General features: G+C 42.9%; 10 protein-coding genes. 7 read left to right on the plus strand and 3 right to left on the minus strand.

Annotation, left to right across the window (positions count from 1 at the left end):
* Window positions 1-70: 70 nt before the first annotated feature.
* Window positions 71-4,237, minus strand: a complete 4,167-nt coding sequence (locus tag AK824_RS01615) for an Rne/Rng family ribonuclease (protein ID WP_057758233.1) — start codon at window positions 4,235-4,237, stop codon at window positions 71-73.
* A gap of 1,188 nt (window positions 4,238-5,425) precedes the next feature.
* Between AK824_RS01615 and AK824_RS01620 the strand changes: the two genes are divergently transcribed.
* Together AK824_RS01620 and AK824_RS01625 are read left to right on the plus strand one after the other, a co-directional pair.
* Window positions 5,426-6,436: an RluA family pseudouridine synthase gene (locus AK824_RS01620; RefSeq protein ID WP_057758235.1), complete on the plus strand. Its 1,011-nt coding sequence runs from the start codon at window positions 5,426-5,428 to the stop codon at window positions 6,434-6,436.
* 133 nt (window positions 6,437-6,569) lie between these two features.
* Window positions 6,570-7,277 (plus strand): HAD family hydrolase, encoded by a 708-nt coding sequence (locus AK824_RS01625; protein ID WP_057758237.1) that lies wholly within the window; start codon window positions 6,570-6,572, stop codon window positions 7,275-7,277.
* 125 nt (window positions 7,278-7,402) lie between these two features.
* Here the strand turns inward: AK824_RS01625 and yihA are convergent, their stop codons facing one another.
* A complete protein-coding gene (gene yihA / locus AK824_RS01630) occupies window positions 7,403-8,188 on the minus strand; it encodes a ribosome biogenesis GTP-binding protein YihA/YsxC (protein ID WP_082624534.1) in 786 nt (261 codons plus the stop codon).
* Window positions 8,189-8,592: 404 nt separating this feature from the next.
* Between yihA and AK824_RS01635 the strand changes: the two genes are divergently transcribed.
* The 4 genes from AK824_RS01635 (at window position 8,593) to AK824_RS01650 (ending at window position 11,762) form a co-directional block, all read left to right on the plus strand.
* Window positions 8,593-8,928: a c-type cytochrome gene (locus tag AK824_RS01635; protein ID WP_057758239.1), complete on the plus strand. Its 336-nt coding sequence runs from the start codon at window positions 8,593-8,595 to the stop codon at window positions 8,926-8,928.
* A gap of 318 nt (window positions 8,929-9,246) precedes the next feature.
* A complete protein-coding gene (locus AK824_RS01640) occupies window positions 9,247-9,915 on the plus strand; it encodes a c-type cytochrome (protein ID WP_057758241.1) in 669 nt (222 codons plus the stop codon).
* Window positions 9,916-10,269: 354 nt separating this feature from the next.
* Entirely contained in the window at window positions 10,270-11,403 is a 1,134-nt protein-coding gene (locus AK824_RS01645) for a hypothetical protein (protein ID WP_057758243.1), read from the plus strand.
* The gene (locus AK824_RS01650; protein ID WP_227511184.1) at window positions 11,391-11,762 is read left to right on the plus strand and encodes an RnfH family protein; all 372 of its coding nucleotides are present in this window, start codon (window positions 11,391-11,393) and stop codon (window positions 11,760-11,762) included. The genes AK824_RS01645 and AK824_RS01650 overlap by 13 nt, the downstream gene beginning before the upstream one ends.
* 34 nt (window positions 11,763-11,796) lie before the next feature.
* On the opposite strand, the gene AK824_RS01655 is transcribed toward AK824_RS01650, so the two are convergent.
* The gene (locus AK824_RS01655; protein ID WP_057758247.1) at window positions 11,797-12,216 is read right to left on the minus strand and encodes an outer membrane protein assembly factor BamE; all 420 of its coding nucleotides are present in this window, start codon (window positions 12,214-12,216) and stop codon (window positions 11,797-11,799) included.
* Window positions 12,217-12,533: 317 nt separating this feature from the next.
* Here AK824_RS01655 and fur point away from each other — a divergent pair, with 317 nt between their 5' ends.
* Window positions 12,534-12,968 carry a ferric iron uptake transcriptional regulator gene (gene fur, locus AK824_RS01660; RefSeq protein ID WP_057758249.1) on the plus strand — a complete coding sequence of 145 codons (435 nt, stop codon included), beginning with the start codon at window positions 12,534-12,536 and terminating at the stop codon, window positions 12,966-12,968.
* Window positions 12,969-12,976: the final 8 nt, after the last annotated feature.

Here is a 12,976-nt window from a genome sequence, read left to right on the forward strand (position 1 = left end):
TGACTGTATCAAAATAAAAAGCCCCAAAGCTACGAATAGCTTTGGGGCTTTTACATTTGAGCTTATATGACTAGCTGTCGCTGTCTACATCATCAGATGCGAGCTTTTCAGCCTGCGTCGGCTTTTTGTGATCCGTCTTAGGCTTACGACTGCGCGCCTTTGGTACTTTTGGCGTAGTCAGATTAAACATACCGGTCTGTGGTAGCAATTGCTCAGCCACATTTTCGATCATGTTTTTATAACTGGCTATGGTCGTTTTAGACTTAGCTGCCTGACTGTCTTCTTTGCTAGCTTCTTTAGTAGATTCTTCTACTGCCGAGTCAGTCGTCTGCTCAGTCTCTGCAGCATCTTCTACCTCATTGACAGTTTGCTCTGTAGAGGTTTCGACTTCTGCATTCTTAGCTTCTGACTGAGCACGTTCGACTTCTAGCAATTGCTCACTATCAGCACTGATATCATCAGTTTGAGCCTGATTGGCGAGGGCAGTTGCTTCAACGTCATGCGCATCGACTTCGTTATCAGTTTCGGTTTGCTCGACGATAGCTTGTTCAGCAGGCACGCTCAATATAGCTGGTTCCTGATAATCAGGGTGCTGACCGCGTGGATCGTTGCTAGCACGCTTAGTGATAGCACGTGGCTCAATGTCTGTCTTACCTTGCGATGCTGCAAATTGACTGACCGCTTGGGTCATCGATTCAAAGCGTGCGAGGTAGTCGGCAGCCAATGGTTGATAGCCATAGTTGCTAAAGTCAAAGCTCTGGCTAGCAGCATCAGAACTATTATGAGCATTCTGAGATTGCTCATTATGCAACGCAATAGTCGCGATAAAGCAGTTGATAATGCCTTCTTCTGCTAAGCGCGTTTGCGCCTCTGGTAATGTGGTACGAATAAACTCACCAACCGTGCCACGTATTGCTGGCACATTAGTAGCAGCTGGCTTGTCCGCTTGCGCGGCTTGCTGAGCGAGTACTACACGTGGATCGTTACTCGCTTGCCCAAATTTCTCAGCAGTCACATAACGTGTGCCAAATAGTGCTTCATGGGTTAGCTCAAGTGCTGAGTTACTCACATTACTTGTGCTTGCACTATTACTGTCAACCTGAGTATTTTGAGCTTCATCACTCTTACTCATATGTTCAGCAGTCTTGGTTTCCTGCTGTTTTGGAGTCTCTGTAGCTTTTTCAGCATCAGCAGTTACCAACGTTGGAGCTTCCGCTTTACTTTCGGTGTTACTCGTAGAGGTCGATTGAGCTTCTACAACTACAGGTGCTTTTTTCTCTTCAGTAGCCTGCTCATGCTTAGGAACATCGTTTTGCACCTTAGCTTGTTCGGTAGTTGCACGCTTATCATCATTTACCTGATTAGCTTTGGTTTCCACCGTATTTTTTTCGTTATCGCTTTTCTTATCAGCGTTCGGCGCACTGGTGTTTTGCTTATCAGTGTTCTGCTCATTGCTACTATGCTTATCAGTAGGTTTTTGAGCAGCTGTTTCGTTTGAACGCTCATCTTTTGCTACGTTATTTGTCGCGCTTTGTTTCTCACTAGGCTGAGTTTTGGCCTGTGTAGCTTTGCTATCATCTAAAGATAGATGAACCACTTCAGGCGCTTTTAGCTCAGTTGGCGCTTCATTGACCTGTAGCACGACCTCGTTAGGGTCTTGATTGCGACGTGCACTATGTTGATTTTTGCTACTGGCAGCATCGTTGTTTCTAGCGTTCTGCTGTTTGCCCTGCTTAACGCTGTCAGCCGTTAGTGTCTCACCGCGCTCTAGCTTACCGCGTGAGCCGCGTTGGCTATGCGATTTACGCTTAGTACGAGTTTGCTCATCTGCTTTAGAGCTGTTTTCGTTATCAGCATCACTGCGCTCGCTTGCGTTACGATTGTTGCTCTGTTGATTGCTATCTTGGCGGTTATTACGATTTCGATCGTTCGTGCGTCTGTTATCGTTCTGACGCTTGTCTTGCTGTCTTTGGTCTTGAGTATCAGACGATTTGTCATCAGCATTATTTGAGTTAGCACTGCTTGAGCCAGCACTGTCTGAACTACTGTTTACGTTGCCAGTATTCTCGTCAGCTGTCTCTTTTCTTTGACGCGGCTTAGAAGATCTAGACTTACGCGGCTTACGTCTTCTTCTGTCTTCATTGCTGTTGTCGTCAGTATCGCTGTCATTACGACGCGCTTGTTGACGATTAGCGTTGTTATCTGACTGTTGGCTGTCATTTTTCTGACTGTTGCTTTGCTGAGTTGGCTGCTCACTAGTTGCAGCTGCACTATTCAATGCATTGCTATCCACTTGTCCAAACGAGCCTAAGCTTTGCGCGCCAGTATTTACTAGCGCTTCGATTGCTTCAGCGGCATCTCGGCTACTGACACTAGGTGTTGTAGTAGCTTGCGGTGCTTGAGCAAATAGGTTTGATAACCACGCAACGGCTTTTGGTTGAGCAGTAGTTTCAACACTCTGTGTTTGCGGTGCTACTGGGGCGGCAACACTAACGTTTTTATTGGCTTGCGGTGCAGGTGCAGGCGACACGTCGTTGGTGTTTTTATGATTACGACGATCATTGCTATGATTTACCGTATCGTTCTGTGCTTGCGTAGTTGCATTCGACTGCGTGTTTGAGCGGCTCTGTTTATCATCTGCAGTTTTACGAGGTTGGCGAGTAGGTTGCTGTTCAGGACGCTCTTTTTCAGCAGTCTGCCAGTCAACGTTGTAGCCAAGGTCACTGTGCTCTTGTTGCTGAGTATCAGTGATACGCTCATAGCTCGATGGTGCAAAGCCATCACGGTTGAAGTGAAGCTTGAAGTTTGGTGATTCTAAATGCGCGTGTGGCAAAATAGTGATACGCGTGCCACTGTCTTGCTCAAGATAAACCAAGCTATCGCGCTTCTCATTTAATAAGAATGCTGCGATGTCAGTCGGGACTTCTGCCTGTACTTCACCTTGACGTTCTTTAAGGGCGATTTGCTCAATTTGACGCATGATAGATAGCGACAATGAACGCAAGTCACGAATCATACCGTTGCCATGACAACGTGGGCAGATATAGCCAGTTGATTCTTCTAACGAAGGACGTAGACGCTGACGGCTCATTTCCATTAGACCGAACTTAGAAATATCACCAAATTGAACGCGTGCACGATCGTATTTGGTCGCGTCGATGAGACGTTTTTCTACTTCTTTTTGGTGCTTGTTGTCATTCATGTCGATGAAATCAATAACGATCAAACCACCCATATCACGCAAACGAAGCTGACGAGCAATCTCATCGGCTGCTTCTAAGTTGGTATGGTAAGCGGTCTCAGCAACATCTGAACCTTTGGTTGACTTAGCTGAGTTAATGTCGATAGAGACCAGTGCTTCTGTTTGGTCAATAACGATTGAACCACCTGAGGGCAGACGAACTTCACGCTGATAAGCGGTCTCGATTTGCTTTTCGATATTGAAGCGCGAAAACATCGGTTCATAATCGGTATATTTGCGTAGCTTTTCGGCTTGTTTTGGCATTACCGCATCGATAAACCCAGCCGCTTCAATGTAAGCGTTTTCGTTATCAATCCAAATCTCAGCGATATCATCACGCAGATAATCACGGACAGCACGAGTGACAACACCAGCTTCTTGGTGAACTAAGCGCGGTGATGGGTATTTTTGGTTTTGTTCTTGAATGGCTTGCCAAATGTTGAGCAAGTGATTTAAATCGTGCTGCAAGTCTTCTTGCGTTTTACCAATACCAGCAGTACGGATGATGACACTCATGCCTTTTGGTAAATCAAGGTTGCTCAGCATACGCTTCATATCTTCGCGCAGTTTGCCCGAGATTTGACGTGAGATACCACCGCCACGAGGATTGTTTGGCATCAATACCAGATAGCGACCGGCTAATGACACATACGTCGATAGGGCAGCGCCTTTGTTACCACGCTCTTCTTTTTCGACTTGGACGATTAGCTCGTCGCCTTCTTTGATCAGTTTTTTGATGTTTTCGTCACGTGGGTTGCCGCTTAAGTATTCAGCAGAGATTTCACGAATTGGCAAAAATCCTTGGCGCTGAGAACCGTATTCGACAAATACTGCTTCAAGCGATGGCTCGACACGGGTCACATGACCTTTGTAGATGTTAGATTTTTTTTGCTCGCGAGTACGGTTTTCGAGGTCGAAATCGTACAGATGGTTGCCTTTACATAAGGCGACACGAATCTCTTCGTTTTGAGTGGCGTTGATCAAAATGCGTTTCATATTTGTATCCTATGAGTACGCATGGCAACGATAAGACAGTCTTTAGGACATAGTGGCAAGTGTGGCTAATATTGTGATTAGCGTGTGTAGATGTTCATTAACGGTAGAACGTAAATCGTGGGTTTCATAAAGCACATGGGCTTTTTCAACGGCTTCTTTTTTACCTGAAGTAATGAGCGGCGCTCAGATTAATATCAGTAATATAGGGTGTAAGGCTATGGTACTTATATTTTATCATCAGTAAACTTGGTACATATATGATTGGGTCAGCGAGTCAAAGCGCTCTTATTCTCAGTACGTTCTATTGGTAGTGATTTCAGCGCACGTTGTAAGCGTGGGCGAGGGTCAGTTACGTCTCTAAAAAATACTGATATTAAAAAGGCGTGGTGCTGTTGCCATTCATCCATCAAAGTCTAACAATAATATCGCGGTCATGATTACTACTATATAGTGGTGTCATTCAGCGGTTGTTTATTCAGGTGAAGCAATTGGTTACTCTTTGTTTATCGTTCTTTGTATAACGTCAATAATATCTTGGGTGTCTCAAGCTTAGGTGTCGCAGCTTTTGTTATCAGCGGGGCGTACTTGGCAAACAGAGTAATGGACCAGCTTGTCAGCGTGGTATCGTATTTACATTGTTATCGTCATCTGTTTGACCACCAATACTTAGGCAGCTATCGATATACTTTTCGATCCTAACGCTAAACTACCCATACTTGCTCAACTATGCTGGCATAAAGAACCATCAGATAAATAGTCATTAAATAATGATTGATTATCGAGTACGGTCGTTGTCATGCAATTAGTGAGTCAGTGTTGTGTTGTAATCGGTTAATAAGCTGATTTATTATCAGAGTGATTAACGCGATGGTATTTAGTGTCACTATTTATTTTATGGTACCGAATAAGATTCAGTACAGTATTTTTAATTTGTAGGGCTATATTTGGTAAGTAATACCTCTAAATAAAAATGCGCCCTAAAATCAGATGAAACGTGTCAGGTCAGCAGGATAAATAGTGTCAACCGCTTTACTGGCAAGTAGTAGAAAACTAACAGGCAATAAAATGGTGGTCAACTATTTGTAACAACAATGATTATTGCTGTCGCCTCTGCTTAATTGTCGCTCAACATGCTAAACTATAGCAAATCTTTGTGTAAATACCTAACTAAAAATGACAAACTCAAAAATGACTGACGACGCTACTACCCATGAAGCCCCTGCTATTTTTAATAGCAAAACACGCCCACAAAGCGCTGACGATGAGATTAGCAACTTCGGTAAGGTGAACTACCTCGAAGTAACGCGCCATCAACACGATCAACGTTTGGATAATTTTTTGTTAAACCGTTTAAAAGGTTTGCCAAAGTCACATATCTACAAAATGATTCGCTCAGATGAAATACGTGTCAATAATAAACGCTGCAAAGCACACGATAGAGTGCAGCGTGAAGATGTGGTACGTATCGCCCCTGTAGAACTGGCAACGCGCGAAAAACCAATTATTAGTACCGAGTTTGCCAAAAGCTTACTGGCGCGCGTGGTCTATGAAGATGATGGTTTGCTAGTGCTGAATAAGCCCTCTGGTATCGCTGTGCATGGCGGTAGCGGCTTGGACTTTGGAGTTATCGAAGCCATGCGTGAAGTGACGGGTAAAAAATACCTAGAGCTTATCCATCGCATCGACAAAGACACATCAGGGTTACTGATGATTTCCAAAAAACGCTCAACGCTCAAAGTGTTGCAGCAGCACTTGGTAGACAAGACCATTCAAAAGCACTACCTGTGTCTAGCCAAAGGACAACCTGCGCTTAATGAACAGCGTGTCAATGCACCATTGCTACGTTATACGCTTGCTAGTGGTGAGCGCCGAGTGAAAGTAGATAGCCAAGACCCACAAGCGAAAGAAAGCCAGACTGATATTATTATTCATGATCGCTTTACGATTAATAGTCAGCCAGTCAGCTTAATTGAAGCCAAGCCATTGACGGGTCGCACTCATCAAATCCGTGTGCATTTAGCGCATATCGGTCATGCCATCTTGGGTGATGACAAATATAACGTTCATGACAAATCAGGCGTACATCGTCTGTGTTTACATGCATGGCGCTTAGATATTCCAGGCTACAAGACCATTACTGCGCCATTGCCAGACGATATGGCAGATTGGCTACCAGAAACAACGAAATTGCCTGAATAGTTTTTCAAAATCAATTCTTAAGCCAAACTATTTTTGTATTTTTCTAAACGTCACGATATCTTATTTTTACGAATAAGCCACCGTGACGTTTTAGTATCTGCTATTTATTATTGATATTCATTAAGGTAAATCCATGACCAAACCAGCTACAACTTCAGAGTGTGTTATAAATGCTCAACTATCGGTAGAACACAATCTGTCTGACAAGACATTGATTATATTTGATTGGGACGGCACGCTAATGGATTCAATCGGTCTAATCGTTGAGTCTATGCATGTGGCTGGGGAAGCACACGGGTTTGAGACGACTGATAAAGCCGTAAAAGATATCATTGGTCTGAGCTTAATGAATGGCATCAAGATTTTATATCCGCAGGCAAACGATGCGCAACTGCTTGAGATTCAGCAAACCTATGCAGAGTACTATATTACCAATAGTCACAGTACGCCGCTATTTGAGCCGATAGATCATATGTTGCAAACGTTGCAACAGCAGGGCAAAACGCTCGCCGTAGCAACGGGTAAAAAAAGAAAAGGGCTAGATCGTGTATTAGATGCCTCAGATAGCCATGATTATTTTACGATTACGCGTTGTGCTGATGAGTCAGGCTCTAAACCTGATCCGCAGATGTTAACCGATATCTTGGAGTACACGCAGCAGCAGGTTTCTGATGCTGTGTTTATCGGTGACAGTATCTATGACATTCAAATGGCAAAAGCATTGGGCATGACCAGTATAGCGGTGAACTATGGTACGGCAACGAGTGCAGAGCTTGCGGAGCAAAATCCAACCTATCAGGTTGGTACTCCACAAGCGCTAGTGGATTTGCTATGCGGGTAGAGCTACTTTTATAACCCTCATTATTTTTATAACATACCGATGATAATAATGAGTGAATAAACAGGCAATAAAAAAGGGTTTATCGTAATAGCGATAAACCCTTTTTTTATGGAAAACTATGATAGCTATTTGCTTTCGTTTTGAGCGCCTTCTTTTTGAGAGCTGTCTTTTTCAGCGCTATCTTTTTCAATAGCGTCTTCTAACTCAGCGCCTTCTAGCAACGCAAAAGATGATTCAATGATTTTGTCTGCATCAAGCTGATACTCATACCAGTTGCCCATTATCCCAGCCAACTCATCGAGACCTTCTTTTCTGAGAGCCGAAAACAACTGAATGGTACAGTTTAAGCCCAGTTTTTTCAGGCGTTTACGAGTCTCAAGGAGGGCGTTTTTAGAAGCACCGTACTTCAGTTTATCTGCTTTAGTTAGCAGAATGTGTACTGGTAGTTCACCATCGTTTGCCCAGTGTAGCATCTGCTCATCAAAAAACTTAAGCGGATGACGAATATCTGTCATCAATACCAGACCTGCAAGGCTTGAGCGTGATACCAAGTATTCTTCTAGCTCAACCTGCCATTCTTTTTTCATCTCTAGCGGAACAGCTGCATAGCCGTAACCAGGCAAATCGACCAAACGTCTGTCAGTATCACCGATACTAAAAAAGTTAATCATCTGCGTGCGTCCTGGTGTCTTAGACGAGCGAGCCAATTGACGCTGATTGGTTAAGGCGTTGATGGCTGATGATTTGCCAGCGTTTGAGCGACCTGCAAAAGCGACTTCCAATCCCATGTCAGGCGGACAGAGACGAAAAGTAGGTGCTGACATCATAAACTCAGTTTGCTGAATTTTCTGACGAGATTTGGTATTGAACAAGGCATGTTCAGCGGCGACATCGTTAAACGGGGTACTCATAAATGGCTCATTAATCTTAAAAAATTGGATGCGATTATAAAATTTTAGTCAGCTGATGATTCAAGTCATCGGTGCGGTCAAGTAAGTGGTCAAGCAATAGGTAAACCAAGTTAAAAGGCAGTTCTTTATCAATACAGTTATGTGCAAATCATAAAAGTAGCTATTTAATATTACTGGCTATTCTATACTATTCCGCGTCTTACTTATTGAAATAACTGCGATTAGCATCATATAAATAGTAGGATAACATTAAAGTTGGTCAGTCATTAAGACAAGTTCTCAGCTTTAACAAAGCCATATCCAAATTCTCTATGTTTATATGACATATATTGTTACAATGTTTAATGAAGGATGTTTAATAGAACGATTGATGAGACACGTGAAATATCACGAGGAGGTGCTCTATGTTTTCAATCAGTAAACTTCTTAGCACGAGTTATCGCGCCATAACGGCTAGCAGTGCTGCACTATTATTAAGTGGCATTATGATTAGCAGCGCAGGTGCGGCGGATATCGCCACTACCTATAATAACTCATGTGCAGCCTGTCACGATAGTGGGGCGTTAAATGCCATCAAAAAAGGTGATAGTGCCAAGTGGCAACAGCTGATTAAACAAAAAAGTATGCCGACGCTTATCAAGTCTGTTAAAGGTGGGATGCCGCAGATGCCAGCAGGTGGTCTTTGCGACAAATGTAGTGATGACGACTATCGTAAACTTATCGAATATATGAGCAAATAATCGACTTATAAATATAATTTAAATATATAAAATAAAGCGCTGGGTTAACAACCTATCTGCGCTTTTTGTTTTTGCGTCATATTGTATATTGTGTTGCCAGAAAACTGATGGATACTATGATTAAGTAGGCAAATGATACAAAGTCTTGCTATAATAATCGAAAATAAACCCTGATGTTAGTAAGTACTTTCAGACTGCTTGTGTCCAAGACCTTAGAATATACGCCATTCTCATGATTAAAGAGGCGGCTATATCAGGTATCTTACCAGTGCAATCACTCTAAATAATGCTTACGCCGAGCTAGTAGGATTTGTATCAATGAAAAAGTTAATCGCTGCTGCCAGCTTATGCGTTGCAAGTTTCAGCGTACAAGCTGCTATTATTGTTCCTGAATATGACGTCAATGCAGGTCAAAAAGTTGCAGAAACCGTTTGTGCCGCTTGTCATGGTCTTAATGGCGTCAGCATTGTTCCTGCACAGCCAAACCTTGGCGGCCAAAACGTAAAGTACCTATATAAACAGCTAGTCAACTTTAAAGCAGGTTATCGCAAAAACGGTATTATGCAGTCACAAGTTGCTAACCTGTCTCAACAAGACCTAGCAAACGTAGCAGGTTACTATGCCAGTCAAGCGCCTTGGGACGTCGGCTACGGCAATCCTGCAACCAACCAAGAAGCGACTAAGCTATTCTTGGGCGGCGATAAGTCGCGCGGTGTCATTGGCTGTGCTGGCTGTCATGGTCCAGATGCTGCAGGTAATACTTGGGCTGCATTTCCAAAGCTAGGCGGACAGCACGCTCAGTATATTGCTACTCAGCTAAAACTATTCCGTGCCGCTGGACGTGTTGATGATATCGATAGCGATGATCAAAAACGAGTCAATGATGCAGCCAAAGAAGGCGAGATGGGTATGATGCAAACGGTTGCATCGAAACTATCAGATCGTGACATTCGTATCCTGTCAGATTATGTAAGTGCTATTCACTAATTGAGTCGCACTAATTCAATATCTGATACATGCTTTGCTTTACATAAAAGGCCAGTAAGTAAAGCCACTGAGTACTGAATCGCATATTGATTATATCTGAATGACTAAACCCCGATTTCGGGGTTTTTTTATAACTGTTTGTCCCTTATATTAAGACAGTATTTAGCTGAATTCATTTACAGAAGCCAGTCGTTGCTCTGTATAATTATAAATTATCGTTATTCACTTTATACCAATTTTCAAAATATGGTTAGCCGTGTTAAACATGTTCAGTCTACCATGCGTGGTACTTGCACTTGTTTTGTTTGCTAGTCCAGTTTTTGTAAATGGTATTAGATCGTTTGGATTGAAATTATGATGATCCGTTATGCTTCTTATTTTATCGCGGCGCTACTACCGTTATTGCTATTTCGTTGGTTTGCACCTGCGTCAATTGGTGAGATCGACTTTTGGCTGTTGTGGCTATTAGCCATGGTATTGGTTGCGCTGCCAGTTATTTATGCTGAGATAGCATTGGCCTATCGTAGCGTTGAAGGCCCTCTAGCGGGTATGCAAAAGCTCACTCGTGAAGCAGATGTCAGTCCGATATGGCGTAGCTTTGGTTGGTTAGCGGCGCTGGTTTCTATAGTGATTGCAGCGTTGGTTATATCTGGTGCAAGTACAAGTATATTGTCTGCATTAACTGAGCTAAATAGCGTACCCGATGTGCCTAGCTTCGCAGTGGCTGCAGGACTAATGGTAATTGCAGTACTTTTAAGCTTGCTAGGTGTCACTCCTCTACCTATTGGTTTGGGTTTGATGGTAATAGGGTTGCTGCTAGGGTTCGCAAACGGTGTGCCAAGTGCTGGTTTTGCTATGACTGATGTCAGTTTGACGGAATGGGCACGCGCAGTCGCGTTAGCGTTAGTGAGTGTCGGTGCGGGTACAGGATTATACTGGTTCGGTCAGAACTTGGTGAGTAAGCAGACAGTCACAGCGGTAGAAGCAAACCATCAGCAAGTAAAAAACAGAGCAGCTACTCGTGAGTACCGTGCAACCAAGTTAGTGTTACCGATTTGGGTGTTGCAACTGCTGATAGGAGTAGTGGCTTTATTTACTAGTGGTATGTCGCTACCGCCGATTGGACAACTGTTATATTGGAGCGGGGTGTTATTTGTAGCCAGTTACTTGCTTCATTACAGCACGCAGCAGTTAACGCATAAGTTTGGATTATTAGTTAGTTTGATAATCACTTTTGCTGTAGCGTTATTATTAGTGGTTGCGATTCCGACAGCATGGTTAGTTGGCATCTTGGTCATTATTAGTAGCATTGCTGTACTACTATTATCAGTATTTGCGGGTTGGCAGATGAAGATTAGCCATCTACGTAAGTCACTAAATTTCAGCAATGAAGCAGTTTATAACTTGTGGCGAGTGGCGATACGTTTAGTCGTACCATTAGCATTACTGCTAGCACTGATAGGTTGGGTGATGCAGTGGTTGAGCTAACAGTCGAAGGTCGTGACAGCAGTGTGCCACAGTTTACTCAAGCTAATTTAATGACCGTATATCTGGCGTATGCTGAAGATGAGCAGCGCCAGCATTACCTAGCTTTGCAGGTTAGACAAGGTACTAGTTTGTATGAGGCATTGGCGCAAGCGGGATGGCTTGAAAAGTTTGCAGAACTGGCAGAGTGGTGTGAGCAAGTAATAGATGTCACCACGCCAACTGCGAAACGTTGGCATGTGGGTATTTATGCACAGAAACAGCCATTAAGCTATTTGCTACAGCCTTTTGATCGTATCGAGGTATATCGCAGTTTAAGCGCTGATCCTATGTCTCAGCGCAAAAATAAATCTCGTAGCTAAACCATTAACTATCTAAGCTAATAGGTTTCGCTAACTATGACGCTGGCAGACTCTCAATACCTTCGATGCGCGTGACCAAACCATTATCATCAAAGTAAACAACTAAATGCTGGCTAGCGTTTTTGACATCTGCGATGCCTTTGCGGCTACCTTCAGTGCCTGCTTTGTAGTCATAGATATAATCCCAGCGTTTAGGCTCAAGAGTATCTCGAATCGCAGGGCTACCAAGAGTATAAAGAACTTGGTTTTGATTCATACCCACTTTTAGCTTTTGAGCTTGGGTTTGCGTAATCGCTGTGCCTTGCGGCAAATCAATCTTATAAACACTCAATAATGAGCAGCCAGACATAGCAACAGTAGCGCTAAGCATACTGGTGATAACGATCTTACGTAATGCGCTTGTGTGGCTTAACGGACGGAAATTTAATGTCTTTATCATGGTAAGATGACTCATAAGAAATGAATTAGGTGTGGCCAGCGTTAGGTCGTACCAGTCTGACCGACAATCTTGGACAAATGATACGTCATTTACTTGCAATTGCCTACCACTTACGACATTATTTACCAAACACAATCTGAATAGTTAGATTAATTATATTTTAAATTCATAGGCTTGCATCTCGATATTTAGAAAATAATAAGAGAGATGTCTGCATAAGTTTCATCAGTTTATTATTAATCATTTACTTTATATTAAATAAAAATAATCTTTGCTGATTATTTATCTCATATTTTCTATTTGTTAAGGCTGTTACAGTCAAAAGGGATATTATGGCTTCTTTTACCAATCAAGATTTACGTAGAGCAGGACTCAAGGTCACGTTACCTCGTATCAAAATTTTAGAGCTATTAGAAAGCGCAGAGCTGCATCACATGAGTGCAGAAGAAGTGTATAAGGCGCTTATCGAGCAAGGTGAAGACGTAGGTCTTGCCACTGTCTATCGTGTCCTAACACAGTTTGAACAAGCAGGTATTGTTGAGCGTCATAACTTCGAAAACAATCTATCTGTATTTGAGATTACCCAAGAAGAGCATCACGATCACCTAGTTTGTGATGTGTGTGGCAAGATTATAGAGTTTCATAATGAAGTCATCGAAGAAGAGCAATTGAAAGTAGCAGAAAAACATGGCTTTAAACTGTCTGGGCATTCTCTCGTGCTATATGGCATTTGCGCAGATCAAGCGTGTAGAGACAGCGCGAAGTAATTGTCTAG

The organism is Psychrobacter sp. P11G3 (genome assembly GCF_001435845.1).
In the GTDB taxonomy this organism is placed as follows: domain Bacteria; phylum Pseudomonadota; class Gammaproteobacteria; order Pseudomonadales; family Moraxellaceae; genus Psychrobacter.